Here is a 25,216-nt window from a genome sequence, read left to right on the forward strand (position 1 = left end):
GGGTCGCAGCGCCGCGCCACGGCCGGGGATCGGGCGAAGGGGGCAGTTCGGGGCAGGCCGGGCGGCGGGAGCGGCAGCCGAGACAGAGCCGGTCGTGACCACGTACCCTTTCGGCATGTCCACCCCCGCAACGGGCGCGGCCACAGTCGCGCCGCGCCGGTCGAGCCGGTTCGTTGCCTGGGTGCGCGCGTGGCGCGCCGGGCTGGTGCCGTACGACGAGGTCGCCGACGCCATCGCCGGCAACGAGGAACATCTCGTTGCGGACGCCCCGGGCACCTGGACCGACGTCCCGCTGGGCGCCGCGCTTCCCACTCTGGCCAAGCTCTCACCGGACGAGATCCGCCTGGTGCTGCCCGCGCCGGGCGACCCCCGGGGGCTGCCCGGCCCCGGTGACTTCGCCGGCGCGGCGCTGGTCACGGGTGAGGCGGTGGTCGCCGGCGGGCTCGGGTTGATCCCGGAGGTCCGCTCGCACACCTCCGGCTCCGGGGACTGCTTCGAGACGGTGCTGTGGCGGGTCTACCCGCTGCCGGCCAATGCGCCCGCCGCGTCACTCTCATTGCCCGGCGCTGCCGAGGCGGAGGCCGAGCTGGCCGCCGCGCTGGCCGAGACGACCGCCGCACTGACCCGCCTCGACGTGGCCCAGTGGCGGCCCGAGCTGGCCGGTGCGCTGGCCGCGCTGCGCCGGCCCGACGGCGCCACCGACCTGCCACCGGGCTTCGACCCGCGGGCTCGTCGGCTCTTCGCCCGGGCCGCGGTGCTCGACCGGGTGCTCGCGCTGGCCGGGCACGCCGCCCCGGGCGGGGCGATCAACAACTACGAGGCGCAGCAACGGGACGCGGCTCTTCGCCCGTTGACCGCAGCCTGCCGGCAGGCGCTGGTGGCCGCCTGCAACGCCCCCCTGCGCCCCTGATCGGAGCCCCGCAACACCGGTTGGGGTTTGGTCAGACCTCGTCGAGCAGGTCCGCGACCGAGTTGATGATCCGGGACGGGCGGTACGGGTAGCGCTCCGCCTCGGTGCGGCTGCTGATGCCGGTGAGCACCAGGATGGTCTCCAGCCCGGCCTCCAGGCCGCACAGGATGTCGGTGTCCATCCGGTCGCCGATCATCGCGGTGCTCTCCGAGTGAGCGTTGATCGTGTTGAGCGCCGAGCGCATCATCATCGGGTTCGGCTTGCCGACGAAGTACGGCTCCACCCCCGTCGCCTTGGAGATCATGGCGGCGACCGAGCCGGCGGCGGGCAGGGCGCCCTCCACGGAAGGGCCGGTCACGTCGGGGTTGGTGCAGATGAACCGGGCTCCGTCGTTGATCAGTCGGACGGCCTTGGTGATCGCCTCGAAGCTGTAGGTGCGGGTCTCGCCGAGCACCACGTAGTCGGGGGCGAAGTCGGTGAGCACGTAGCCGACCGCGTGCAGCGCCGTGGTCAGCCCGGCCTCACCGATGACGTACGCGGTGCCGCCCGGCCGCTGGTCGGCGAGGAACTGCCCGGTGGCCAGCGCCGACGACCAGATCGACTCTTCCGGCACGTCCAGTCCCATCCGGCTCAGCCGGGCCGTCAGGTCGCGCGGGGTGTAGATCGAGTTGTTGGTCAGCACCAGGAACGGCTTGCCGGAGGAGCGCAGCCGGTTGATGAACTCCGGTGCGCCGGGCACCGGCTGGCCCTCGTGCACCAGCACGCCGTCCATGTCGGTCAGCCAACTCTGCACGGGCTTGCGGTCATGCATGATGATCCTCAGAGGTCAGGGGCGGCGGGTCGGCACGCAACAGACGGTGGCGCAGGTGTCCCACATCGGCAGCTCGCCCAGGCGGCGGCGCAGCTGCGCACCGTCCGGGTCCGTCCGTTCGGTGACCAGCTCACGCACCATGGTCACGAAACGCGGGTCGGTGCCCGGGGTGTCGGCCCGGACGAAGTCCAGGCCGAGCTGCTTGGCCGTCTCCAGTGCCTCGGTGTCCAGGTCCCACACGACCTCCAGGTGATCGGAGACGAACCCGATCGGGCTGACCACCACGCTGGTGGTGCCGCTCTGGGCGAGGGTGGCCAGGTGGTCGTTGATGTCCGGTTCCAGCCACGGCACCTGCGGGGGGCCGGAGCGGCTCTGCCAGACCAGGTCGTACTCCAGCTCGGGCGCGGCGGCAGCGGCGACGAGGCGGGCGGTCTCGCGCAGCTGCGCCTCGTACCGGCCGCCGTGCGGGCCGGCGTTGGCCGCCATCGAGCTGGGGATGGAGTGGGCGGTGAAGACCAGCCGGGTGGTGTCCCGCTTCGCCGGGTCGAGCTGGCCCAGGGCCGCCCGGACCGCGTCGGTGTGCGGCTCGACGAAACCGGGGTGGTCCCAGAACTGGCGCAGCTTCTCGATCACCGGCGCGTCCGCGCCGACTGCGGCCCGGGCGGCGGCGATGTCCTCCTGGTACTGCCGGCAGGAGGAGTAGCCGCCGTACGCACTGGTCACGAAGGCCAGCGCCCGGGTGACCCCGTCGTCGCGCATCTGGGTCACCGTGTCGGCGAGCATCGGGTCCCAGTTGCGGTTGCCCCAGTAGACGGGCAGGTCGAGACCGTGCGCGGCGAAGTCGGCGCGGACGGCGGCCAGCAGGTCACGGCACTGCTGGTTGATCGGGGACACCCCACCGAAGTGCTGGTAGTGCTCGGCGACCTCGGCCAGCCGCTCGGGCGGCACGCCTCGGCCGCGGGTCACGTTCTGCAGGAACGGCATCACGTCCTCGGGCCGCTCCGGCCCACCGAAGGACACCAGCACCACCGCGTCGTAGGACATGGGGTCATTCTCGCCCCTCGACCTGGACCGCCCGGCGACGCCCCCTGGTCCGGCCGCGCAGATCACGCGAACGGCTATCGGGAGCGTCACCGGGGAGAAGCGCGAGGGATCGTCAGGAGCCGATGGCGTGGTAGCCGCCGTCGACGTGGACGATCTCGCCGGTGGTGGCCGGGAACCAGTCGGAGAGCAGCGCCAGGCAGGCCTTGGCGGCGGGCTCCTGGTCGGTGAGGCTCCAGCCCAGCGGGGCCCGCTCGGCCCAGGCGTCCTCGAACTGGTCGAAGCCGGGGATCGACTTGGCGGCGATGGTCCGCAGCGGCCCGGCGGCGACAAGGTTGCTGCGGATGCCCTGCTTGCCCAGGTGCATGGCCAGGTAGCGCGACGCCGACTCCAGGCCGGCCTTGGCCACGCCCATCCAGTCGTAGACCGGCCACGCCTTCGTCGCGTCGAAGGTCAGACCGACCACCGCGCCGCCGGGCGACATCAGCGGCAGCGCGGCCATGGCCAGCGACTTGTACGAGAAGGTGGAGACGTGCAGGGCGGTCGCCACGTCCTCCCACGGAGCGTCGAGGAAGCCGCCGCCGAGGCAGCTCTGCGGGGCGAAACCGATCGAGTGCACCACACCGTCGAGGCCGTCGACGTGCTCGCGTACCCGGTCGGCGAGGCCGGCCAGGTGCTCGGTGTTGGTGACGTCCACCTCGATGACCGGGGCGGGCTCGGGCAGCCGCTTGGCGATCCGCTCGACCAGGGAAAGCCGGCCGTAGCCGGTGAGCACGACCTGCGCGCCGTTCTCCTGGGCGAGCTTCGCCACCGAGAAGGCGATCGAGGCGTCGGTGATGACACCGGTGACGAGCAGCCGCTTACCGGCGAGCAGTCCGGACATGCAGTGTTTCCTCCGTACGTTGTCGAGAAGCGCTGATCAGTGGCCCATGCCGAGGCCGCCGTCGACCGGGATGACGGCGCCGGAGACGTACCCGGCGCTGTCGGAGGCCAGCCAGGTGACCACCCCGGCGACCTCGTCCGGGCTGGCCATCCGGCCGGCCGGGATCGACTTGCGGATCTCCGCCTTGCGGTCGTCGGACAGACCCGCGGTCATGTCGGTGTCGATGAAGCCGGGCGCCACCACGTTCGCGGTGATGTTGCGGCTGCCCAGCTCCCGGGTGATCGAGCGGGCCACGCCGACCAGACCGGCCTTGCTGGCGGCGTAGTTGACCTGCCCGGCGCCGCCGGCGAGGCCGACCACCGAGGAGATGAAGATCATGCGGCCCCACTTGGCGCGGAGCATCTTGCCGGAGGCCCGCTTGGCGACCCGGAACGCGCCGGTGAGGTTGGTGTCCACCACGTCGGTGAACTGCTCCTCGGTCATCCGCAGCAGCAGCGTGTCGGCGGTCATGCCGGCGTTGGCGACCAGCACCTCGACCGGGCCCAGCTCGGCCTCGACGGCGGTGAACGCGGCGTCGATGGAGGCGGCGTCTGTGACGTCGGCGCGGACGGCGAACAGGCTGCCATGCTGGCCGGCTCCGCCTGCGCCAAACCCCGGCTCGGCTCCGCCGGCGCCGGGCACTCCCCCACCCCGGTGGGTGACCGCCACCCGGTCGCCCTGCTTGGCGAAGGCCTGCGCGATGGCCAGGCCGATTCCCCGGTTGCCGCCGGTCACCAGCACGGTACGGGCCACTGTTCCCCCTTGCGAATGGTCAGCACGGACGCGTCGGAGCCTAGGCGTTACCGGCAGGTAAGCGCTAACGGGAGTCGCGTCACACCGGGGTACGACACCGGGATCAACCCCTGGTGGCACGCCCTGGAGGCAGCCGAACCGTAGCCTTCCGGTGGTGAACCGGCAACCGATCGCCGTGGCCCTGCGGGCCCTGCGGCACACAGTGCTGGGCCGCGACGTCCCGCCCGGCCGACGGCTGCTGGCCCGCTGGCCCGGGCTGGACCGGTACGCCACCCCGGTCGGGTTGCTCGCCGTGCTCGGCCTCTTCCTGATCACGCTGACGGTGGAGAGCGAGTGGGGCCTGTCGACGCCGATCGCCCTGCTGTTCGCGGCGATGACCGTGGCCCCGCTGCTGGCGTTGCCCCGGCGTCCGCTGCTGGCCTGGCGACTGACCGTGCTGGCCCTGTCGATCTGCACGTTCAACGCGCCGGCCGACCAGGCCTGGCCGTGGACCCCGCCGCTGGCGCTCGGGTCGATCGCGGTGCTTGCGGTGGTCGTCGCCCGGGTCGACCGGCCGGTGCTGGTCTGGGTGGTGGCGATCAGCACGGTGCCGGTGCTCGGCCTGGTCGACCCGGACAACCGGGTGCCCGTCCTGCTCCTGCTCGGCGCGCTGGCGATCGTCGGCGACCTGATCCGACGCAACCGCTTGTCCCGGCACGCCCTGGCCGCGCAGACCGAGCAGAGCGAGCGGGAGCAGGAGCGCCGCGCGGTGCTGGAGGAACGCACCCGGATCGCCCGGGAGATGCACGACGTGGTGGCCCACCACATGTCGCTGATCGCGGTGCAGGCGGAGACCGCCCCGTACCGGCTGACGGACGTGCCGGCGCCGGCCGCCGCGGAGTTCGTCGCCATCGCCGCCTCGGCCCGCGACGCGCTGACCGACATGCGACGGTTGCTGGGTGTGTTGCGCAGCGAGTCGTCCGGGCCGCAGACCGCGCCGCAGCCGGACCTGGCCGACCTGGACGCCATGGTGGACGCGGCACGCCGGGCCGGGCTGCCGGTGACCCTGGACGCTGGGCCGGTGGACGAAGGGCAGGTGCCCGCGCCGGTCGGGCTGGCCGCGTACCGCATCGTGCAGGAAGGCCTCGCCAACGCGGCCCGGCACGCGGTCGGCGCCGCGGTGCGGGTCACCGTCCGCGCCGGTCGCTCCGGTCTGGAGGTACGCGTCGAGAACTCCCCGGCCGACGCCCGACCGACCGCCGACGGCGGCCCCGGGCACGGGCTGACCGGCATGCGGGAGCGGGCCACCTCGCTGGGCGGTACGTTCACCGCCGGGCCGCTGCCCGACGGGGGTTACGCGGTGGCAGCCGAACTGCCATACGACGCGGAGGGCGGGGACGCGTGATCAAGGTGCTGATCGCCGACGACCAGGCGATGGTCCGGCAGGGCTTCGGCGCGCTGCTCGCCGCCCAACCGGACCTGCTGGTGGTGGGTGACGCCGCCGACGGCGCGCAGGCCGTGGCCGCCGCCCGCCGGCTCGACCCGGACGTGGTGCTGATGGACGTGCGGATGCCGGTCATGGACGGGCTGGAGGCCACCCGCAAGCTGCTCGGTGACCGTTCGGCGCAGCGGCCCCGGGTGCTCATCCTCACCACCTTCGACCTGGACGACTACGTGTACGAGGCGCTGCGCGCCGGGGCCAGCGGCTTCCTGCTCAAGGACGCGCCGGCGGCCGATCTGGTGCAGGCGGTGCGGGTCGTGGCGGCCGGGGACGCGCTGCTCGCCCCCGCGGTGACCCGCCGGCTGATCGCCGAGTTCGCGGCCCGCCCGGACCGCCACGGTCCGCGCCCCACCGACCTGGCCGGGCTCACCCCACGGGAGACCGAGGTGCTGCGGTTGATCGCCCGGGGTCGCAACAACGCGGAGATCGCCGCTGACCTGGTGGTGGCCGAGCAGACAGTGAAGACGCACATCGGGCGGATCCTGGCCAAGCTGGGGCTGCGCGACCGGGCCCAGGCCGTGGTGCTGGCGTACGAGACGGGTCTGGTGGCCGCCGGCGAGTAGCCCCGCGGAGCCAGCCCGCAGACGGCTCCCCGGGACGACGACCGAGCCCCACCCACCCGCGCACTCTCCCTCCGGACGACATTCCGGAGGGAGAACGTGATGCGACGACGAGGTGCCAGTCGGGTGGCGGTGGCCGCGCTGCTCGGCGTGAACCTGGTCCTGCCGACCCGACCCGAGCCGGTTGCTACGGCGGGGTTCGTCGAGGCGTACCCGGTCATGGCGGCGGCGATGCGCGCGGCCGGGCCGCCGTACGCGGACTGGGCGGCCGACGGACGCCGGTTCCTGACGTTCGACCCCCGCGGCGACGGCCGGGCCGTCGAGGTGCTCGGCGACCTGGCCGGCGCGGACCGGATCGCGGTGCTGGTGCCTGGGGTGGGGAGCACCCTGGCCGACTTCGACCGGGGGTTGGGCGGGGTAGCCCGCCGGGCGCCAGCGGTGCAGGCCGGGCAGCTCTACCAGGAGCTGCGGGCGACCGAGCCGGCGGCGCGGGTCGCGGTGCTGGCCTGGCTCGGCTACGACCCGCCCGACGGGGTGCTGACCGCCGCCGGTGGCGTCAGCGCCCGGCGCGGCGCGGACGGGCTGGCCGCGCTGCTGCGGGAGCTGGCCGTACGGCGTCCGGCGGCGACGATCACGCTGGTCGGGCACAGCTACGGGGCGTTGGTGGTGTCGCTGGCAGCGGCGGACGCTCCGGCCCAGATCACCGACGTGGTCAGCCTCGGTGGCGTGGGCGCCGGGGTGCAGCGCGCCGACGACCTGCCCGGCGGGCGGCGGTTCTGGGCGGCCGAGGCGCCCAGCGACTGGGTTCGTCGGGTGCCGTCGGTGCGACTGCTCGGCCTGGGCTTCGGCCGTCGCCCCGGCGACCCGGCGTTCGGTGCCCGCCCCCTACCGGCGGGTGGGGTGGACGGGCACGACGGCTACCTGGTGCCGGGCAGCGCCGCGCTGGTCGCGGTGGCGGCGGTGGTGCTGGGCGGCGTCGGCGTCGGGGACGCCCGATGAGCCGGGACCGTGCCGTCGACGCGTTGCGGGCGTACGCCATCGGCGGGGTGGTGCTGGGGCACTGGCTGGTCACCGGGCTGGTGCTGACCGGCGACGGCGGGCTGCACCAGGCCAGCCCGCTGACCGCCCTGCCCGGTCTGGCCCCGCTGACCTGGGCGTTGCAGACGCTCGGATTGTTCTTCTTCACCGCCGGGTTCGGCTCGACCCGGTCGCTCGCACACCACCGGGGAGGCGCGGGCGGTTGGCTGGCCCGTCGGCTGCGCCGGCTGCTCCTGCCCACTGTGGCGCTGCTGGGGGTGGGCGCCGCCGTGCTGCTCGCCGCCACCGTCGCCGGCACCCCGGACGACACGCTCACCGTGGCGTTGCGGCTGGCGATCAGTCCACTGTGGTTCCTGGTGCCGTTGGTGTTCCTGGTCGCGGTGACCAGCCCACTGCGCACCGCCGTACGCCGCTGGGGTGTGGCCCGGTGCGTCTCGCCGGCGGTGGCCGCGGTCGCGGCTGTCGACCTGGCCGTCCGCCTGCTTCCGGCCGGCACCGACGTGCCACCGGTCACCGTGCTGGCGGCCTGGGCGGTGCCGTACCTGCTGGGCGTAGCGCACGCCGACGGGCAGCTGGACGGGCGGCGGGCCGCGGGCATGGTGGCGGGCGGCGGAGCCGTCGCGCTGGGGGCACTGCTGGCGCTGGGCTACCCGGTGAGCGCGGTCGGCGTGCCCGGGGCCGGGGTGTCCAACCTGAACCCGCCGTCGCTGCTGGCAGTGGCGCTGGCGGTCACCCAGGTCGGGCTGGGGCTGCTCGCCCGGCCGGCGCTGGAACGGCTGCTCGACCGGCCACTGCCGGGCCGGGCGGCGACCGAGGTGAACCGGCAGGCGGTCCGGATCTATCTGTGGCATCAGCCGGTGCTGGTGGCGGTGACCGCGCTCACCGCACGCAGCGGGCTGACCCTGCCGGGTCTGCACACCCCTCCGGACGGCCCGGGCTGGGTGCTGGCGCGGCTCTGCTGGCTGCCGCTGCTGGCTGCGGTGCTGGTCACGGTCGTGCGGACCGGCCAGCCGCGGGCGCGGCGCCACCCGGGCGGTGGAGGGGTCGCCGGCCGGTCGGCCGAGTGCGTCCGGCCGACACCGCGGGTGTACGATCATCGACGTTCCGGCCCGCCCGACCTGCAGGAGGTGATCGCTGTGCGAGATAGCGATCCTCCCAGTCGTGGCCGGGCCGATGGTCAGCCCCGCTGAGCCACGACTCAGTCTGGTGAGCTGACCCAGCTCCGCTCCCCCACCGCTTCGGCCGAGGCCGAGGCGCGTGCGCCGCGCCGTCCGATTCCGGACGGTCGCCGGGAGCCGCCCGGTCACGACTTCGTGTGCGCGTCCCCACCCCCTGCGGTCCGCCCCCGCACGCGGACCGTCCAGCCGCCACCCGGAGCCGTCCATGAGCCGCTACGTCGCCCCGCTGGGCTTCACCCTCGCCGCCGTATGGGTGGCCATCGTCTTCGTGCTCGCCGGTGGCGGTCACTGACCGCTCCGGATCGGCGACGGCTGGAGCTGCCCCGTGCTGGTGCCGGCGGCGGTCGCTGACCACCGCCGGCCCGTCGTTCAGAGCATCCGGGACGACCACAGCAGGCTGAGCGCGCCCGCGCAGAGCGCCAACAGCAGCGCGAACCCCGCGTACCACTGGGTCACCTCACGTGGCTCGGTGCGGAACCCGATCGAGCTGCCCATGTCCTGGTAGACCTGCTTCAGCTCGCTCACCGAGGCCGCCTCGTAGAAGTAGCCCTCGGTGGTCTCGGCAAGCTCGGCGAGCGCCATCCGGTCCACCGGCACCCGCTGCAACTGCCCGCCGATGTCGACCTGGCCCGTGTCGGTGCCGAAGGCGATGGTGGAGACCGGGACGTTGGCCGCCTGCGCGGCGGCCGCCGCCTCCTCCACTGCGCGACCGGAGGTGCGGAAACCGTCGGAGAGCAGCACGATCCGTGCCGGTGGGATGCCCGCCGCGCCATCGGCCGGCACCGACCGGATCGCCTCCAGGCAGGTGAACACCGCCTCGCCGGTCGCGGTCGCCTCGGCCAGCACCAGCCCGTCGATGGCACTGGTCACCGCGTCCCGGTCCTTGCCCGGGGGCACCAGCACGTTGGCCGCCTTGGCGAACGACACGAGGCCCAGGTTGTAGCTCTCCGGCAGCTCACCGACGAACTGCTTGGCCGCCTCCTGGGCCGCCTCCAACCGGTTCGGCGCCACGTCGTCGGCCTGCATCGACAACGACACGTCGATGGCGAGCATCACCGTGGCCCGCTCCAGCGGCTCCTTGGTGTCCACCGCCGGCCGGGCCAGCGCGGTGGCCAGCACCAGCAGGCAGAGCAGGAACGCGGTCGCCGGGACGTGCCGTCGCCAGCCGAGCCCCTTCGGCGCCACCGTACGCAGCAGGTCCACGTTGGTGAACCGCATCGCGTACGCCCGGCGGTGCAGCTGCCGCCAGATGTAGAACGCGGCGAGCGCGAACACCGGCAGCACAGCCAGCAGCCACCACGGTTGCATGAAACGGATCATCGTGTCGTCCCCCGGGTGCGGGCGTGCCGCTGCGCGGCCACGAATCGCACCATGTCCAGCAGCCAGTCTCGGTCGGTACGCAGACGCAGGTGGGCCGCGCCGGCGCCACGCAGTGCGGCGGCGATCGTGGCCCGTTGGGCGGCGGCGGCATCAGCGTAGCGCTGCCGCAGTCGAGGGTCGGCGGTCTGCACCTCGTGCAGCTCGCCGGTCTCCGGGTCGACCACCGGCAGCACACCCACGTCGGGCAGCTCCAGCTCCCGAGGGTCGATCACCTCGATCGCCAGCACGTCGTGGCGGACCCGGAGCTTGCGCAACGGACGGGCCCACTGCTCGGCCGGCGAGAGGAAGTCCGACACCACCACGGCCACCCCGCGTCGACGAGGCGGGCGGTTGAGCATCTCGATCAGGGCGCCCAGATCACCACGACCGGGCTGGATGGTGGTGCCGGCGACCGTACGCAACAGGCCCTGCGCCTCCTTGCGACCGGAACGGGCCGGCAGGCGGGTGAGCACCCCCGGCCCGGCCGGTGGCGGCGTGCCCCGCCAGCGTCGGGCCGAGGAGGACGCGCCGCCGCCGGTGCCGATGACGGCGCCGATCCGGTTGCCGCCGCGCACCGTCAGGTGGGTGATGGCGGCCGCGGCGGCGACCACCACCTCGCGCTTGAGCCACTGCCCGGTGCCGAAGTCCAGGCTGGCGGACAGGTCGAGGGCCAGCCAGGTCTCCAGCTCGCGGTCGGCGACCGTACGCCGGACGTGCGGAGTCGTGGTGCGTGCGGTGACCGGCCAGTCCATCCGGCGCACGTCGTCGCCGGGGCGGTATTCCCGTGACTCCCCCGCCTCGCTGCCCGGTCCGGGCAGCAGGCCGGCGTAGTCACCCTGGAGCAGACCGTCGAGCTTGCGGGTGACGAGCAGTTGCAGCCGGGACAGCACGGCCTCGCTGCGGTCGGCGAGGGGGGCGGGACGAGGGGTGGGTGAGGTCACGGCCGCTGCCCGGGCCAGCCAGCGCCCGGCGGCGGCGCGGTCGACGACGGGGTGGCCTGCTGGCGGGGAGCGACCGCCGGGAGAGGGATCGTCGACATCACCCGGTGCACGATGTGGTCGGCGGGCACGTCGTCGGCCAGCGCGTCGTAGCTGAGCACCAACCTGTGCCGCAGGATGTCCGGTGCGATGTCCTGCACGTCCTGCGGCAGGGCGTAGTCGCGTCCCCGCAGCAGCGCCAGGGCGCGGGTGGCCCGGACCAGGCCCAGCGAGGCGCGCGGGCTGGCCCCGTACTGGATCAGTTGCGCGACGTCGGGCATCCCGTGCTCGGCCGGGGCGCGGGTGGCCAACACCAACCGGACCGCGTAGTCGACCAGGGCGTTGTGCACGAAGACCTGGTCCGCCTTGCGTTGCAGGGCGATCAGCTCGGGGGTGTCGAACACCGCGGTCGGCTCCGGCGGGGACACGCCCATCCGGTAGACGATCTCCCGTTCCTCCGCGTCGGTCGGGTAGCCCACCACGATCTTCATGAGGAACCGGTCCCGCTGCGCCTCCGGCAGTGGATAGACGCCCTCCTGCTCGATCGGGTTCTGGGTGGCCATCACCAGGAACGGGTCGGGCACCCGGTGGGTCTCCCCGCCGATGGACACCTGCCGCTCGCTCATCACCTCCAGCAGCGCCGACTGCACCTTCGCCGGAGCGCGGTTGATCTCGTCGGCGAGCAGGAAGTTGACGAAGACCGGGCCCAGCTCGACGTCGAACTTCTCACTCGACTGCCGGTAGATCCGGGTGCCCATGATGTCGGCCGGCACCAGGTCCGGGGTGAACTGCACCCGGGCGAAGGACCCGCCGACGACCTTGGCGAGAGTCTCCACGGCGAGCGTCTTGGCGACCCCGGGCACCCCTTCGATCAGGCAGTGACCCCGGGCGAGCAGCGCGACGAACATCCGCTCCACCATCCGGTCCTGCCCGACGATCACGCGTTTGATCTCGAACAGCGCCTTCTCCAACAGGGTGGCGTCCTGCGCGGGCGTGGTCACCGGCGCAGGCGGCTGCGGTGCCGCCCCGTTCGGCGTCGGGGCGTCGGGCATGGTCGGCTGGGCCACCGGTCCTCCACAGCGTTGGTCGTCGTCGCGGCTCGTGCGGTATCAAGACTCGCACGCCTTGCTGAGTGTCGAGGTGGGGAGAAGCCGATTTCTGCCGCGCCGTCCCCGGCGGCCGAATCGTGCGTCGCGGGCGTGCACGGAACGGCCCGCCGCGTGTACGATTCACCCCGTCGCCGGGCGGCTCCCCCCGTGGTCGCCCGGCGATCAAACTTCCTCTCCCGCCGCCCTAGACTGGCCGGGATGAGCATCCCCTCCCCTGCCGACGAGGCCCTGGTCTGCTCGGCCCGGGGCTGCCGCGCCGCTGCCGTCTGGGCCCTTGAGTGGAACAATCCGCGGCTGCACGACGCCGATCGGCGCAAGACCTGGCTGGCCTGCGACGAGCACCGGAGCACTCTCGGGGGCTTCCTGGAGGCTCGCGGCTTCCTGCGTGCCGTCACTCCGGTGCCCGGATCGCCTACGCTCGACGTGTGAGCGGCGACCCACCGGCTTCCCCCGGCCCCACCTCCCCGTCCTGGCCGCCCACCCCGGCCCCCGCACCCGGCGTCGAGCCGCCGCCCGGTGCGTTCCCCGCACCCGGCACGCTCGGCCCGGAGCCCGCCGCGCCCGACGTCTCCTGGCCCGCCCCACTGCCACCGGCAGCTCTGCCACCACCCGACCACCGGCCGCAGCCCGGCGCCGACCAGCGCGCACCGGACCTGCCGGCACCCGGCCTCCTGCCACCCGCCCCCTCCGGCCCGCTGTCCACTGGCGCGCCGGTGGGGCGAGGGCCGCTGGAGCCCTGGCCGGACACGGTCAACTGGCAGCCGATCTGCACCGACCTGATCTGGGTGGAGCTGATCCGGCTGGGGGTCGTGGTCGCCATCGGGCTGGCGGTGACGGGAGTGGGCTGGGCGTTGAGCGGCCACTGGCTGTTCGGGCTCGCCGTCGCCGTCGTCGTGCTGCTCGGCGTGTGGCGGGCCATCGCGATCGTCCGGGCGGTGCGAGCCTGGGGGTACGCCGAGCGGGAGAACGACCTGCTGGTCCGGCACGGGCTGCTGGTCCGGCGGCTCTCCATCGTCCCGTACTCGCGGATGCAGTTCGTCGACGTCAGCGCCGGGCCGTTGGAACGCGCCTTCGACCTGGCCACCGTGCAACTGCACACCGCCGCGGCGGCGAGTGACGCCCGGGTGCCCGGGCTGCGCCCGGCGGAGGCGTCCCGGCTGCGCGACCGGCTCACCGCGCTCGGCGAGGACCGGGCCGAGGGCCTGTGAGCGCGAGGAGTGAGCCGGGGTTGCGAGCCCCGCAGTCGCGAACGAAAGGCGACTTTGTGAACACCCGCGTGGGTAGCCGCCGACCGCGCCGAGGGCCGCTCCGATGAGTGACGGGCCCGCCGAGCCGAGCACCGTGCCGCCCACCGGCCCGACGCCACCGGGCCCGGTGCTGCCCGCTGGCGCGCCAACTACTGGCGCGGCACCGCCCGGGTCGATGCCGCCGGGGGCACCCGCGCCGTGGCCGGCACCGGCCGGCGGTGCCGAGGGTGAGCCCCGGCAGCGACTGCACCCGCTCAGCCCGGTCCTGCACGGTGCCAAGTCACTGGTCGTGGTGATCGCCGGGTTGTCCTGGTCGACGCTGTCCCGGGTGGGCTTCGGCTGGTTCGCCGCCATGGTGGCGGTGCTGGCTCTCGGCGCGACCGTGCTGTCGGTGGTGAGCTGGTACAACACCGGCTACCACGTGGTCGGCCGCGAACTACGGGTGTACGAGGGGCTGCTCTGGCGGCGTACCCGGGCCATCCCGTTGGAGCGACTGCAGGCCGTGGAGGTGGTCCGACCGCTGCTCGCCCAGCTCACCGGTCTGGCCGAGCTGCGCCTGGAGGTGGTCGGCGGGGGCAAGACCGAGGCGCCGCTGGCGTACCTCGGGGTGGCCGACGCGGCCCGGCTGCGCGAGCGGCTGCTGGCACTGGCCGGGCGGGGCGCGCAGGCACCCGCCCCGGAGCACGCGGGCGCCGCGGTGCTCCCGGGAGCGGCGGCGCCGACGGCGGCCGCGCTGGGCCGGCCACTGCACGCGGTACGCAACCAGAGTCTTCTGATCAGCCAACTGCTCACCCCGCAGGCGTTCCTGCTCCCGTTCGGTGTGGCATTCGTCGTGGTGCAGTTCCTCACCGCCGGGTCGTGGTCGTTCGTCGCGGTGGCGAGCACGCTGACCGCGATGGCCGGCGTGCTGCTGCAACCGGTGCGGCGGGTGCTCGACGACTGGAACTTCCGGCTGGCCCGCGACGGCGGCACGCTGCGGGTGCACAACGGCCTGCTGGAGACGCGGGCGCAGACCGTGCCGCTGGCGCGGGTGCAGACCGTACGGGCCACCTGGCCGCTGCTCTGGCGAATGAAGGGCTGGCTGCGGCTGCGCCTGGAGGTGGCCGGCTACTCCGTCGCGGAGGCTGACGACCGCAACCGGCCCGACCGGCTGCTGCCGGTCGGTGACCTGCCGACCGCGACGATGATCGTCGCAGAGGTGCTTCCGGGGGTACGCCTCGACGCGCTGGCGCTGAGCCCTCCGCCGACCCGGACCCGGTGGCTGCACCCGCTGGGCCGTCGCGCGTTCGGCGCGGGGCTCTTCGACGAGGTCTTCGTCACCCGTTCCGGGCGGCTGACCCGGCAGGTGGTGATCGTGCCGTACGCCCGCATCCAGAGCGTGCGGGTGGTGCAGGGGCCCGTTCAGCGTCGGCTGGGGTTGGCCTCCGTGCACGCCGACACCGCGGGCGGTTCCGGTGCCACCGCCCAGGACCGCGACCTGGCAGAGGCCTGGGCCCTGGCCGCAGACCTGACCACAAGAGCCCACCAGGCCCGCAACCCCATCTGATCCCCACCCCAGCGTCCCACCCCCAACGACCCCAGCCGGGTCCCACCCCGCCCTCCATCTCCGTTGATCATGAGGTTAGCGGCGCGACACGCCGTGGGGGCGGGCGCTAACTTCATGATCGACGGGAGCTGGCGGGGCCGGACGCCGACCCGGGGCGGGCCGGGGTGGGTCAGTGGTCGGTCTTTGTGGGTTCGCGTGGAGGGCGCTGGGTTTCGGGTGGGTGTTCGGCGTCGGGGGCGGTGGCCTGCCTTGGTGGTTCCGTGCGGGGCGGTGGGGGTCCGGCCTTCGGGTGGCGGATGCGCCACGCGGCCCAGCCGCGCTCGGCCAGACCGACCACCAGGAAGGTCAGCCCCACGTACGCCCAGCCGACCAGCACGTCGATCACGTAGTGCTCACCCGAGTAGACCAGGGTGAAGGTCATCGCCAGCGGGTACGCGAGCAGCAGCGGCCACCAGCGACGACGGGTGCTGGCCAGGAAGAACAGCACCACGAACAGCGCCCACGCGGTGTGCAGCGACGGCATCGCGGCGACCGGGTTGGAGGCGATCTGGCCGGCGTTGAGGACGTTGCCGGCACCGTGCATGCCGAACACCTTCCAGCCCCGGGTGGAGATCCGGGCGACCTCGGTGAGCAGCCCGTTCTGTGCGGCCCACCACGGCGGGGCGGCCGGGTAGATGAAGTAGGTGACCAGGCCGGCGGCGCAGAGGAAGCCCCAACGCCGCATGTACGCGGCCCAGCGGTGCCGGTCGCGTAGCCAGAGCACCGCGGCGGCGGCCAACGCCACCACGAAGTGCGAGAAGTACACCCAGCTCGCCGCGACGTCCCACCAGTGCACCTGCGGGTGGTAGAGGTGTTGCTGCAACCAGACGGTCGGCACCTCACCGCCGGTGGCCCAGCCGAACATGAACCGGTCTGCGACGATCAGCTCCATCGCGTGCGGGGTGGCCCCGTTGTCGGCGAAGCCGCGCGACAGGTTGTACACGACGAACAGCAGCACCACCGGCACCCAGTCCCGGGCGAAGCGCAGGTGGCTGCGCCACGGCCGGTCGCTGTTCCAGGCGATGGTCGCGAGCCAGATCCAGACGAAGGCGTACGCGGGGTCGGTGGGCAACCCGATGGCCAGCCACGCGGCCACGAAGGCGACCGCCCAGACGGTCATCGCGACGACACGACGACGACCCCCGTCCGGGGACGCGGGCGGGTCGGTCCGGGCGGGGGGCTGGGGGTCAGTCACGACGGCCATCGTCGTCAAGGTTAACGACGGTCGCGGCATCGACCGACGGGGACCACCCGGCGAAGCCGTGCACAGGTGGGTGGCGGTCGACGCCGGATGCCCGGGCAGGGGCCCGGCGGGATCCCCGGGCGGGTGCTCGGCGGGCTCGGCGAGCACCTAGGCTGACGACCATGCAGGAGCAGCCCGAGCCGGCCTTCGCGCCGGGTCTGACCGCCCAGGTCGAGTTGACCGTCACCGACGCGGACACCGCCCAGGCGGTCGGTTCCGGGGACGTACCGGTGCTGGGCACTCCACGGGTGCTCGCGCTGGCCGAGGCGGCCACCGTCGCGGCGACAGCTGTCGAGATGCCGCCCGGGTCGACGACAGTGGGCACCCGGGTCGAGCTGGAGCACCTGGCGCCGACCGTGGTCGGCCGGACGGTCCGGGCGCAGGCGCTGTTGGCGACCGTCGACGGTCGCCGGCTGTCGTTCGAGGTCACGGTCAGCGACGGCGACCAGACGGTGGCCCGGGGCCGGGTGGACCGGATCATGGTGGACCGGCAACGTTTCGTCGAGCGCGCCGGGCGTGTGTCGTGAACGCCGGTTTCGTCGAGGTCGCCGACCGGGTGCACGTGCTGGCCGAGCCGCTGCTGCGGGTCAACGTCACCCTGGTCGTGGGCGATGACGAGGCCCTCCTGGTGGACACTCTGTCGTCAGCCGCCCAGGCCACCGACCTGGCCGCCGCCGTCCGGGCGGTCACCGACCGCCCGTTGACGCTGGTCAACACCCACCACCACTACGACCACTGCTTCGGCAACGCCGTCCTGGCCGGCGACCCACCCCGTCCGGTGTACGCGCACGAGCTGGCCGCCGCGGCCCTGCGCCAGGACCCGGAGCGGCTGCGCCGGGAGGCGTACGAAGAGGTGCGCACGGAGCACCCGGCGCTCGCCGCCGAGCTGGCCGACACTCCGCTGCTCGCCCCGACGCACACCGTGCAGACGGAGACGGCACTCGACCTGGGTGGCCGGCGGGTGCTGCTGCGGCACCCGGGGCGGGGGCACACCGAGGCCGACCTGGTGGTGCACGTGCCGGACGCCGACGTGTTGATCGCCGGGGACCTGGTGGAGCAGAGTGGCCCGCCCGCCTTCGAGGACTCGTACCCTCTGCGGTGGCCGGACGCGATCGCGGACCTGCTGCGGCTGACGACCGCGCGCACGGTGGTGGTGCCGGGCCACGGCGACCCGGTGGACGTCGATTTCGTCCGCGCCCAGCACGCCGAGCTGGCGAAGCTGGCCTGGCTGATCCGGGCCGCGCACACCGGCAGCGCGCCTCCGGAACGGGTGGCCGCCGAGGCTCCCTTCGGTGCGCGCGCCGCCCTGATCGCCGCCCGGCGCGGCTACCGCGAGCTCGACGGCGAGGCCTGACTCAAAAGATCGACGGCGAGGCCTGGTTCGGGAAGCGGCGTTCGACGTCGGCGCGGGTGGGCATGGCGGTGGCGCCGCCGGGTGACTCGCAGACCAGGCCCGCGACCCGCAGCGCGAACGCGACCCGCTCGACCCAGCCTGCCGGGGAGTCCGGTTCGCCGCCGACGAGCAGATCGGCGATCAGCGCGGCCATGACCGAGTCACCGGCACCGGTGGCGTCGATCGCGTCGACCTTGGGGGCCGGCACCCTCACCGGGTCGGCGGCGGCGGCCAGCACCGCACCGGCCGCACCGAGGGTCACCACCACCGTGGCGGCGCCCAACTCACGCAGGTACGCCGCCACCCCCTCGACCGGTTCACCCGGGTAGAGCAGCACGGCGTCGGCGGCGCTCAGCTTGACCAGGTGCGCGCCGGCGGCGAACTCGGCCACCACCTCGCGCAACCCTTCCAGCGCGGCCGGCCCGTCCAGCAGCCGGGGACGCACGTTCGGGTCGAAGACCCGCAGACCGGTGGCGAGCGACCAGGCGCGTCGGGCGGCGGCGAGCGTGCGGGGTTGCAGCAGCACGATGGAGCCGCAGTAGAGCACGTCCGCGCCCTCCAACTGCGCGAGATCCAGGTCGTCGGGGCCGAGCAGACCGTAGGAGACCGGCTCGCCGTAGAAGCGGAAGTCGGGTTCCGGTCCGGCGTACGTGACCACCGCGAGAGTGGTCGGCGCCGCCACCGTGACCGCGCCGGCCACCCCGACGTCGACAGCGCTCAGGAAGGTGCGGATCCGACCGCCCAGCACGTCGTCGCCGAGCGAGCCGACGAACTGCGCCGCGCCACCGAGGCGGGCCACGCCCACTGCGACGTTGAGCGGCCCACCGCCGATCGCCTGCCGGTAGACGCGCTCCCCGTCACGCTCGCTGTCGAGCAGGTCGACGAGCGCCTCGCCGAGCACCACCGCGTATCCCATGCCGATCCTCTCGTCGTCGCCAACCGCCACCGGGCGTCGTCCGCCGGGCCGACCGCCGTGGCATCAGGCTGGCACAGCGGGCCACCCGGCGGGCGGCGAAGGCGACGCAACGGCTACCCCGGCCGGTGGATCGGCCCGTCGAGCGCCGCCAGTGGGCGGCCGGTGCCGCCCCACCGGGCCGCGACGATCTGCGCGGCCACACTCACCGCGGTCTCCTCAGGTGTACGACCACCGAGGTCCAACCCGATCGGCGAGGCGAGCCGGGCGAGCTGCGCCTCGGTGAGCCCCGCCTCGCCCAGCAGCTTGAGCCGGTCGTCGTGGGTGCGGCGCGAGCCCATCGCGCCGACGTACGCCAGCGGGTGGCGCAGCGCCAACTCCAGCAGCGGCACGTCGAACCTCGGGTCGTGGGTGAGCACGCACATCACCGTCCGTTCGTCGACCCGACCGGCGTCCACCTCGGTACGCAGGTAGCGGTGCGGCCACTGCACCACCACCTCGTCCGCCTCGGGGAAGCGTCGCACGGTGGTGAAGACCGGCCGGGCGTCGCAGACGGTGACCCGGTAGCCGAGGAACGCGCCGATCCGGGCGACGGCAGCGGCGAAGTCGATGGCCCCGAAGACGATCATCCGAGGCGGGGTGGCGTACGCGGTCACGAAGAGGCTGACGCCGGAGCCCCGGCGCTGCCCGGAGTATCCGTACCGGAGCATCCCGCTGTGCCCGGCGGCGAGCAGTCCGAGGGCGTCGGCGCTGGCGGCGTCGTCGAGCCGATCGTCGCCGAGCGAACCGATCGGGTGCTGGCCGCCGGCCAGCACCAGCCGCCGGCCAAGTCGCCGGGCCGGGTCGGTCGGCGGCGTGCCCGGTGAGTTGCCGGCATCGGCCGGTGAGTTGTCGGCATCGACTGGTGAGTTGTCGGCATCGTTTGGTGCGCCGCCGGCGTCGGCCGCCACGCAGGTGACCACCGCCGCCGGTTGGGCGGCCCGGCGGGCGGCGGCGACCGCGTCCAGCCCGGGCAGGGCGCCGGGGTCGACGCGCTCCACGAACACGTCGAGGACACCGCCGCAGGTCAGGCCCACGGCGTACGCGTCGTCGTCGCTGATTCCGTACCGGATCAGCTCGGGTGCTCCGGTGGCGAGCACTCGGCGGGCCCGTTCGTAGAGATCGGCCTCGACGCAGCCGCCGGACACGCTGCCGGTGACAGTGCCGTCGGCCGCGACCAGCATGGTCGCGCCGGGCGGCTGCGGCGCGGAGTGCCAGGTGGCCACGACGGTGGCCAAGGCGACCGGCTCGCCGGCCTGGCAACGGCGGTGTGCCTCGTCGAACACGTCCGGCACCCGCTGCCGCCTCTCCGTCACGTCGTTTCCGTACGCAGGATATGGCGTGCACCGACCGCCGACGGGTCTTTTGATTCATCGAGGAACGACTATTGCATTGTGGCGGCGGGGCGTGATGGGATGACGCGTACCGGGCGGTGCGAGGGCTGCGGCACCACCGGTTGCCGGGTTCGTCAGACGCGAGGGCAACGGTCCAGGACAGGACCGTCGACGGCGCACGTCCACCGGTCGATTCCCGCCGGGGCAGGTCGCCGTGACCGTCGCACCGCGCACGACAGCGGTGCGATCACGCCACATCCCACCCGATTTCGGCGGGGCGGCCTGGGCTGCGCGCCTCGCGAGTCAGGAGAACCCGTGAACCGTTCCCGTACGGCCGCACTGCTCACCGCGGCCCTGACCCTCGCGCTGGGCGCCGTCGCCCTGGCGTCCAGTCCACAACCGGCCGCCGCGCACGGCACGGCGATGACCCCGGGCAGCCGGACCTACCTGTGCTGGCAGGACGGCCTCAGTTCGACCGGTCAGATCACGCCGACCAACCCCGCGTGTTCCGCTGCCGTGGCGCAGAGCGGGGCGAACTCGCTCTACAACTGGTTCAGCGTGCTGCGCTCCGACGCCGGTGGCCGGACCACCGGCTTCATCCCGGACGGGCAGCTCTGCAGCGGCGGCAACTCCGGTTACCGCGGCTTCGACCTGGCCCGCACCGACTGGCCGCTGACCCACCTGACCGCCGGGGCACGGTTGGACTTCCGCTACAGCAACTGGGCACACCACCCGGGCACGTTCTACTTCTACGTGACCAAGAACAGCTGGAGCCCGACCCGGGCGCTGGCCTGGAGTGACCTGGAGGAGCCGTTCCTCACGGTGACCAACCCGCCGCAGCGTGGGGCGGTCGGCACCAACGAGGGGCACTACTACTTCAGCGGCAACCTGCCGTCGGGCAAGAGCGGCCAGCACATCATCTACTCCCGCTGGGTCCGCTCGGACTCGCAGGAGAACTTCTTCGGCTGCTCCGACGTCGTCTTCGACGGCGGCAACGGCCAGGTGACCGGCGTGAAGGGCGGCGGCTCGACGCCGACCCCGACGCCGACCACCCCGACGCCCGGGCCGACCGACCCGCCGCCGACGACCACCCCGCCGCCGGCGGGTGGTGACTGCATGGCCGTCTACAAGGTGAGCAGCGCCTGGCAGGGTGGCTTCCAGGGCGAAGTCACGATCATGAACCACGGCAGTACGCCGTTCAACGGCTGGACCGCGAGCTGGACCTGGCCCAACGGGCAGTCGATCAGTCAGATCTGGGGCGCGACACAGACGTCGTCCGGCTCGTCGGTGACGGCGACAAATGTGGCCTACAACGGCACTGTCGCACCTGAAGGCACCACGACGTTCGGCTTCCTGGGCAGCACCACAGGAACGAACGGCCTCCCCACAGTCACCTGCGCTCGCCGCTAACCACTACCACCACCACCCCCTGAAATGATCAAGAGGTTTGCGTCACCGGAACCGCTCCGGATGACGCAAACCTCTTGATCAACAGGGTCGGGCCAGGGTCAGCGGACCATGGAGCCCACCACCGGCTTCGTGAGCAGGGCGGACTGGTTTCGCTGGATGCCCGGGTCGAGGGTCTTCGCCACGAAGATCGCGTGCCAGATGCAGAAGATCAGCACCGTCCACACCTTGCGGGAGTGGTCGGCCTCCTCCCGCTTGTGCTCGTCGAGCAGCCGCAGCGCGTACGACAGGTCGAGCAGGTCGCCCGCGCCCGAGGTGCTCAGCACGTGCCGGGCCCACTCGTACATCTCGCCGCGCAGCCAGACCCGGGTCGGGGTCGGGAAGCCCAGCTTCTTGCGGTTGACGATGGCCGGCGGCACGACACCCTGCAACGCCTGGCGCATCGCGTACTTCGTCGCGTCGGAGCGCGGCGGCAGCTTCAGGTCCACCGGGATCTTCGCCGCGACGTCGAACACCTCGCGGTCGAGGAACGGCACCCGCACCTCCAGCGAGTGCGACATCGAGATCCGGTCGGCCTTGACCAGGATGTCACCGCGCAGCCAGGTGTAGAGGTCGACGTACTGCATCTTGGTGACGTCGTCCAGCTCGGTGCACTCGGCGTAGATCGGGGCGGTGACGTCGGTGTAGCGCACCGAGGGGTCGTAGCGGCGCATCAGATGCTGCTTCTCCTCCTCGGTGAACATCCGGGCGTTGCCGTAGTAGCGCTCCTCGATCGGGGTGGTGCCACGCTCCAGGAAGCTCTTGCCCTTGACTCCCTGCGGGATCGCCTTGGAGACCGCGCGCAGGCCCTTCTGCACCCCGCCGGGCAGGCCGTTGACGGTCCCCAGCGACAGCGGCTCGCGGTAGATCGTGTAGCCGCCGAAGAACTCGTCGGCGCCCTCACCGGAGAGCACCACAGTGACGTGCTCGGCGGCCTTCTTGGCCACGAAGTAGAGCGGTACCAGCGCCGGGTCGGCCACCGGGTCGTCCAGGTGCCAGACGATCTTCGGCAGCGCGTCGATCATGTCCTGCGGACCGATCTTGGTGGGGATGGTGGTGACGTCCAGGTGCCGCGCCGACTCCTGGGCGACGTCGATCTCCGAATACCCCGGTACGTCGTAGCCGACGGTGAACGTGAGGATGTTCGGGTTGAACTCCCGGGCCAGCGCCACCACTGCTGTCGAGTCGATGCCACTGGACAGGAACGAGCCGACCGGCACGTCGGAGCGCATGTGCATGCGCACGCTCTCCCGCAGCGTCTCCCGGATCTCGTGGTAGAGCTTCTGCTCGTCGTCGACCGGCGCCGGCCGGAACACCGGCCTGTACCACCTACGCACGTCGATGCGCCCACCCGGCGTCCAGTTCAGGTATTCCCCCGAGCCGATCCGGCTGATGCCCTTGTGCAGGGTGCCGGGCTCCGGGACGTACTGCAGCGTCAGATAGTGGCTCAGGTTGGCCGTGTCGACGCCCGCGTCGCCCTGGTAGTTGCTGTGCGCGAACGGCAGCAGCGCCTTCTTCTCCGAAGCCAGGTAGAGGCCGTCGGCGGTCTCCAGGTAGTGCATGGGCTTGATGCCGAAGTAGTCGCGGGCACCGAACGCGCGCCGCTCCTGCCGGTCCCAGATGACGAAGGCGAACATCCCCCGCAGCCGGGTGAGCACCTGTTCGCCCCAGAAGTGGTAGCCCGCCACGATCACCTCGCCGTCGCCGGCGGTGGCGAACTGCGCGCCAAAGTTCCTGATCAACTCCTCGCGCAGCTCGATGTAGTTGTAGATCTCACCGTTGAAGGTGAGCAGGTAACGGCCGTTCGCGTAGGGCAGCGGCTCATGGCTCGACGCGACGTCGATGATGGCCAGCCGCTTGTGGGCGAACACGCCGTCCGCGTACCGGCCGGAAGCGTCGCCGACCACCTCGACCCCGGTCTCGTCGGGGCCGCGGTGGTGCAGGCATTCCAACGCTCCGGCGATGTGGTCGCGATGCGCGGCGGCGTTACCGTTCGCGCTGAAGAAGGCCAGAAGTCCGCACATGGTGGTCATCTTTCCACGCGCGCTGTCGGCCCGTCGCAGCCGTCCGTCGATCCGCCCGCCGGGGGCGTCGCCACGAACCGGGCGCGCGGTACCGTCGGGATCAGCAACGAAGCGGAGGGAGCGGCGCAATGACCGAGGGACAAACCGACGGTACGCCGACGGACGGCACGGAATCGCACGATCCGGACTTCCCGGAGGCCTTCCTGTCCTTCATGCGGCAGGGCTGGAGCGACACCGCGCTCCCCGTGGCGCCCCGGCCGGAGACGCCCAACTACGCCAAGAGGCGTGCCGCGCTCTCCGCGGCCTTCCCCGGCGAGACACTGGTCATCCCCACCGGCACCGAGAAGGTCCGCGCCAACGACACCGACCACCCGTTCCGGCCGGGCAGTGACTTCGCCTACCTGACCGGCGAACACGACGCCGACAGCGTGCTGGTGCTGCGCCCGAACGGCTCAGGGCACGACGCGACGCTGTACATGCGACCCCGGTCGTCCCGGGAGACCGACGAGTTCTTCCGCAGCCGCAACGGCGAGCTGTGGGTGGGCCGGCGGCACACGCTCAGCGAGAAGTCGACCGAGCTGGGCCTGCCCACCGCCGATCTGACCGGCCTGGAGGCGACTCTCGCCGACCTGGCGCCGGGGCGTACCCGGGTGTTGCGCGGCTTCGACGCCCAGGTGGACGCGGCCGTCCGCGCCTACGACGGCCCGCGCGCCCAGGGGCAGCCGGCCCGCGACCGGGAGCTGGCGATCGCCATCTCGGAGATGAAGCTGGTCAAGGACGAGTGGGAGATCAGCCAACTCCAGGACGCTATCGACGCCACGGTACGCGGCTTCGAGGACGTCGCCCGGATCCTCCCGGCGGACCGCGCGGTCTCCGAGCGCCTCCTGGAAGGTGTCTTCGCGCTGCGGGCCCGGCACGACGGCAACGACGTCGGGTACAGCTCGATCGTCGGCGCCGGCGAGCACGCCACGATCCTGCACTGGGTGCACAACCACGGCGCCACCCGGCCGGGTGACCTGCTGCTGATGGACATGGGTGTCGAGGGCCGAAACCTCTACACCGCCGACGTGACCCGGGTGCTGCCGGTGAACGGGCGGTTCACCGCCCTGCAACGCCAGGTCTACGACATCGTGTACGCCTCGCAGCAGGCCGGCATCGATGCCATCCGCCCCGGGGTGAAGTTCAAGGACGTCCACTTGACCTGCATGCGGGTGCTCGCCGAGGGCCTCTCCGAGCTGGGTCTGCTGCCGGTGAGCGTGGACGAGGCGATGGACGAGAAGTCGACGGTCTACCGGCGGTGGACGCTGCACGGCTTCGGCCACATGCTCGGCATCGACGTGCACGACTGCTCGAACGCCCGCAAGGAGACGTACCGCGACGGCGCGCTCGGCGAGGGCTATGTGCTCACCGTCGAGCCGGGGCTGTACTTCCAGCCGGAGGACGAGCTGGTCCCCGCCGAGCTGCGCGGCGTGGGCATCCGGATCGAGGACGACGTGCTGGTCACCTCTACCGGCGCGGTGAACCTCTCCGCCGGGCTGCCGCGCACCTCCGACGAGGTGGAGACCTGGCTGGCCGAGCAGCGCGAGGCGGGCCCCCGCCTGCCCGGCTGACCACCGCACCAGCCCTCACCACACCAGCCCTCACGCACCGGCGTCGCCGCCAGCCGACCAACGGCCCGGCGGCGCCGGTCTGCCGTTGTCGACCAGGCCCTCCGGCCCGGGCGCGCCGGTGTGCCGTTGTCGACCAGGCCCTCCGGCCCCGGCCGAGCGTCGGTCCCGACGCCGCCCGACCCAGACTCACCTCTCGTGACCACTCGCCTTCACGGAAACCGGGCTGTCCAGGGCGCACGGACAC

Annotated in this window: 23 protein-coding genes; 12 read left to right on the forward strand and 11 right to left on the reverse strand. The window is 72.9% G+C overall.

The features are described from left to right. Positions 1-115 precede the first annotated feature (115 nt). On the forward strand, positions 116-910 hold the full coding sequence (locus FBZ33_RS20940; protein ID WP_088949176.1) for a hypothetical protein: 795 nt from the start codon (positions 116-118) through the stop codon (positions 908-910). Between the two features lie 31 nt (positions 911-941). On the opposite strand, the gene FBZ33_RS20945 is transcribed toward FBZ33_RS20940, so the two are convergent. From FBZ33_RS20945 to fabG, 4 genes are all read right to left on the reverse strand, one after another. Further along, a complete protein-coding gene (locus FBZ33_RS20945; protein WP_099855682.1) occupies positions 942-1,721 on the reverse strand; it encodes an HAD-IIA family hydrolase in 780 nt (259 codons plus the stop codon). Positions 1,722-1,736: 15 nt separating this feature from the next. After that, positions 1,737-2,765: a ferrochelatase gene (locus tag FBZ33_RS20950; protein ID WP_141910386.1), complete on the reverse strand. Its 1,029-nt coding sequence runs from the start codon at positions 2,763-2,765 to the stop codon at positions 1,737-1,739. Positions 2,766-2,877: 112 nt separating this feature from the next. Next, positions 2,878-3,645: an enoyl-ACP reductase FabI gene (gene fabI / locus FBZ33_RS20955; RefSeq protein ID WP_088949179.1), complete on the reverse strand. Its 768-nt coding sequence runs from the start codon at positions 3,643-3,645 to the stop codon at positions 2,878-2,880. A gap of 36 nt (positions 3,646-3,681) precedes the next feature. Beyond that, complete coding sequence (gene fabG / locus FBZ33_RS20960) at positions 3,682-4,437, reverse strand: 3-oxoacyl-ACP reductase FabG (RefSeq protein WP_088949180.1); 756 nt, start codon at positions 4,435-4,437, stop codon at positions 3,682-3,684. A gap of 154 nt (positions 4,438-4,591) precedes the next feature. Here fabG and FBZ33_RS20965 point away from each other — a divergent pair, with 154 nt between their 5' ends. The 4 genes from FBZ33_RS20965 to FBZ33_RS20980 all read left to right on the forward strand — a co-directional run bounded on the left by FBZ33_RS20965 (position 4,592) and on the right by FBZ33_RS20980 (position 8,705). After that, complete coding sequence (locus FBZ33_RS20965) at positions 4,592-5,821, forward strand: sensor histidine kinase (RefSeq protein ID WP_141910387.1); 1,230 nt, start codon at positions 4,592-4,594, stop codon at positions 5,819-5,821. Next, complete coding sequence (locus tag FBZ33_RS20970) at positions 5,818-6,480, forward strand: response regulator transcription factor (protein WP_141910388.1); 663 nt, start codon at positions 5,818-5,820, stop codon at positions 6,478-6,480. The genes FBZ33_RS20965 and FBZ33_RS20970 overlap by 4 nt, the downstream gene beginning before the upstream one ends. 99 nt (positions 6,481-6,579) lie before the next feature. Further along, positions 6,580-7,476, forward strand: coding sequence for an alpha/beta hydrolase (locus FBZ33_RS20975; RefSeq protein ID WP_088949183.1), 897 nt, complete (start codon positions 6,580-6,582; stop codon positions 7,474-7,476). Beyond that, positions 7,473-8,705: an acyltransferase gene (locus FBZ33_RS20980; RefSeq protein WP_141910389.1), complete on the forward strand. Its 1,233-nt coding sequence runs from the start codon at positions 7,473-7,475 to the stop codon at positions 8,703-8,705. The genes FBZ33_RS20975 and FBZ33_RS20980 overlap by 4 nt, the downstream gene beginning before the upstream one ends. A gap of 357 nt (positions 8,706-9,062) precedes the next feature. Here the strand turns inward: FBZ33_RS20980 and FBZ33_RS20990 are convergent, their stop codons facing one another. Genes FBZ33_RS20990 through FBZ33_RS21000 form a run of 3 tightly spaced genes read right to left on the reverse strand, consistent with a single transcriptional unit; the run spans position 9,063 to position 12,096 of the window. Beyond that, positions 9,063-10,013, reverse strand: coding sequence for a VWA domain-containing protein (locus FBZ33_RS20990; RefSeq protein ID WP_088949185.1), 951 nt, complete (start codon positions 10,011-10,013; stop codon positions 9,063-9,065). Next, positions 10,010-11,011: a DUF58 domain-containing protein gene (locus FBZ33_RS20995; protein WP_141910391.1), complete on the reverse strand. Its 1,002-nt coding sequence runs from the start codon at positions 11,009-11,011 to the stop codon at positions 10,010-10,012. Before FBZ33_RS20995 ends, FBZ33_RS20990 begins: the two co-directional genes overlap by 4 nt. Then, positions 10,990-12,096, reverse strand: coding sequence for a MoxR family ATPase (locus FBZ33_RS21000; RefSeq protein WP_141910392.1), 1,107 nt, complete (start codon positions 12,094-12,096; stop codon positions 10,990-10,992). Before FBZ33_RS21000 ends, FBZ33_RS20995 begins: the two co-directional genes overlap by 22 nt. A 240-nt stretch (positions 12,097-12,336) precedes the next feature. Between FBZ33_RS21000 and FBZ33_RS21005 the strand changes: the two genes are divergently transcribed. From FBZ33_RS21005 to FBZ33_RS21015, 3 genes are all read left to right on the forward strand, one after another. After that, on the forward strand, positions 12,337-12,567 hold the full coding sequence (locus FBZ33_RS21005; RefSeq protein ID WP_141910393.1) for a hypothetical protein: 231 nt from the start codon (positions 12,337-12,339) through the stop codon (positions 12,565-12,567). Positions 12,568-12,791: 224 nt separating this feature from the next. Continuing rightward, entirely contained in the window at positions 12,792-13,346 is a 555-nt protein-coding gene (locus FBZ33_RS21010) for a PH domain-containing protein (RefSeq protein ID WP_370453096.1), read from the forward strand. Between the two features lie 103 nt (positions 13,347-13,449). Beyond that, a complete protein-coding gene (locus FBZ33_RS21015; RefSeq protein ID WP_370453031.1) occupies positions 13,450-14,931 on the forward strand; it encodes a PH domain-containing protein in 1,482 nt (493 codons plus the stop codon). 169 nt (positions 14,932-15,100) lie between these two features. Here FBZ33_RS21015 and FBZ33_RS21020 read toward each other — a convergent pair whose 3' ends face one another. Beyond that, the gene (locus FBZ33_RS21020; RefSeq protein WP_255508993.1) at positions 15,101-16,174 is read right to left on the reverse strand and encodes a phosphatase PAP2 family protein; all 1,074 of its coding nucleotides are present in this window, start codon (positions 16,172-16,174) and stop codon (positions 15,101-15,103) included. Between the two features lie 161 nt (positions 16,175-16,335). Between FBZ33_RS21020 and FBZ33_RS21025 the strand changes: the two genes are divergently transcribed. Together FBZ33_RS21025 and FBZ33_RS21030 are read left to right on the forward strand one after the other, a co-directional pair. Continuing rightward, positions 16,336-16,740: a thioesterase family protein gene (locus tag FBZ33_RS21025; protein ID WP_141910394.1), complete on the forward strand. Its 405-nt coding sequence runs from the start codon at positions 16,336-16,338 to the stop codon at positions 16,738-16,740. Then, positions 16,737-17,567: an MBL fold metallo-hydrolase gene (locus FBZ33_RS21030; RefSeq protein WP_141910395.1), complete on the forward strand. Its 831-nt coding sequence runs from the start codon at positions 16,737-16,739 to the stop codon at positions 17,565-17,567. The genes FBZ33_RS21025 and FBZ33_RS21030 overlap by 4 nt, the downstream gene beginning before the upstream one ends. A gap of 1 nt (position 17,568) precedes the next feature. On the opposite strand, the gene FBZ33_RS21035 is transcribed toward FBZ33_RS21030, so the two are convergent. Then, the gene (locus FBZ33_RS21035) at positions 17,569-18,522 is read right to left on the reverse strand and encodes a carbohydrate kinase (RefSeq protein WP_141910396.1); all 954 of its coding nucleotides are present in this window, start codon (positions 18,520-18,522) and stop codon (positions 17,569-17,571) included. A 113-nt stretch (positions 18,523-18,635) separates the two neighbouring features. Continuing rightward, positions 18,636-19,874 (reverse strand): XdhC family protein, encoded by a 1,239-nt coding sequence (locus tag FBZ33_RS21040; RefSeq protein ID WP_255508994.1) that lies wholly within the window; start codon positions 19,872-19,874, stop codon positions 18,636-18,638. A gap of 333 nt (positions 19,875-20,207) precedes the next feature. Between FBZ33_RS21040 and FBZ33_RS21045 the strand changes: the two genes are divergently transcribed. Further along, a complete protein-coding gene (locus tag FBZ33_RS21045; RefSeq protein ID WP_141910397.1) occupies positions 20,208-21,302 on the forward strand; it encodes a lytic polysaccharide monooxygenase in 1,095 nt (364 codons plus the stop codon). Between the two features lie 98 nt (positions 21,303-21,400). Here the strand turns inward: FBZ33_RS21045 and asnB are convergent, their stop codons facing one another. Continuing rightward, positions 21,401-23,362, reverse strand: a complete 1,962-nt coding sequence (asnB, locus tag FBZ33_RS21050; protein WP_088951893.1) for an asparagine synthase (glutamine-hydrolyzing) — start codon at positions 23,360-23,362, stop codon at positions 21,401-21,403. A gap of 128 nt (positions 23,363-23,490) precedes the next feature. Here asnB and FBZ33_RS21055 point away from each other — a divergent pair, with 128 nt between their 5' ends. Beyond that, positions 23,491-24,972 (forward strand): aminopeptidase P family protein, encoded by a 1,482-nt coding sequence (locus tag FBZ33_RS21055; RefSeq protein WP_141910398.1) that lies wholly within the window; start codon positions 23,491-23,493, stop codon positions 24,970-24,972. Positions 24,973-25,216: the final 244 nt, after the last annotated feature.

The sequence above is a fragment of the Micromonospora sp. A202 genome (assembly GCF_006715105.1).
Lineage (GTDB): Bacteria > Actinomycetota > Actinomycetes > Mycobacteriales > Micromonosporaceae > Micromonospora > Micromonospora zamorensis.

Bases quoted from the DNA above. Each gene is read 5' to 3' on its own strand.
- FBZ33_RS20940 (WP_088949176.1), top strand. From the start codon at position 116: ATGTCCACCCCCGCAACGGGCGCGGCCACAGTCGCGCCGCGCCGGTCG.
- FBZ33_RS20945 (WP_099855682.1), bottom strand. From the start codon at position 1,721: ATGCATGACCGCAAGCCCGTGCAGAGTTGGCTGACCGACATGGACGGC.
- FBZ33_RS20950 (WP_141910386.1), bottom strand. From the start codon at position 2,765: ATGTCCTACGACGCGGTGGTGCTGGTGTCCTTCGGTGGGCCGGAGCGG.
- fabI (WP_088949179.1), bottom strand. From the start codon at position 3,645: ATGTCCGGACTGCTCGCCGGTAAGCGGCTGCTCGTCACCGGTGTCATC.
- FBZ33_RS20975 (WP_088949183.1), top strand. From the start codon at position 6,580: ATGCGACGACGAGGTGCCAGTCGGGTGGCGGTGGCCGCGCTGCTCGGC.
- FBZ33_RS20980 (WP_141910389.1), top strand. From the start codon at position 7,473: ATGAGCCGGGACCGTGCCGTCGACGCGTTGCGGGCGTACGCCATCGGC.
- FBZ33_RS20990 (WP_088949185.1), bottom strand. From the start codon at position 10,013: ATGATCCGTTTCATGCAACCGTGGTGGCTGCTGGCTGTGCTGCCGGTG.
- FBZ33_RS21005 (WP_141910393.1), top strand. From the start codon at position 12,337: ATGAGCATCCCCTCCCCTGCCGACGAGGCCCTGGTCTGCTCGGCCCGG.
- FBZ33_RS21015 (WP_370453031.1), top strand. From the start codon at position 13,450: ATGAGTGACGGGCCCGCCGAGCCGAGCACCGTGCCGCCCACCGGCCCG.
- FBZ33_RS21020 (WP_255508993.1), bottom strand. From the start codon at position 16,174: ATGGCCGTCGTGACTGACCCCCAGCCCCCCGCCCGGACCGACCCGCCC.
- FBZ33_RS21025 (WP_141910394.1), top strand. From the start codon at position 16,336: ATGCAGGAGCAGCCCGAGCCGGCCTTCGCGCCGGGTCTGACCGCCCAG.
- FBZ33_RS21035 (WP_141910396.1), bottom strand. From the start codon at position 18,522: ATGGGATACGCGGTGGTGCTCGGCGAGGCGCTCGTCGACCTGCTCGAC.
- asnB (WP_088951893.1), bottom strand. From the start codon at position 23,362: ATGTGCGGACTTCTGGCCTTCTTCAGCGCGAACGGTAACGCCGCCGCG.
- FBZ33_RS21055 (WP_141910398.1), top strand. From the start codon at position 23,491: ATGACCGAGGGACAAACCGACGGTACGCCGACGGACGGCACGGAATCG.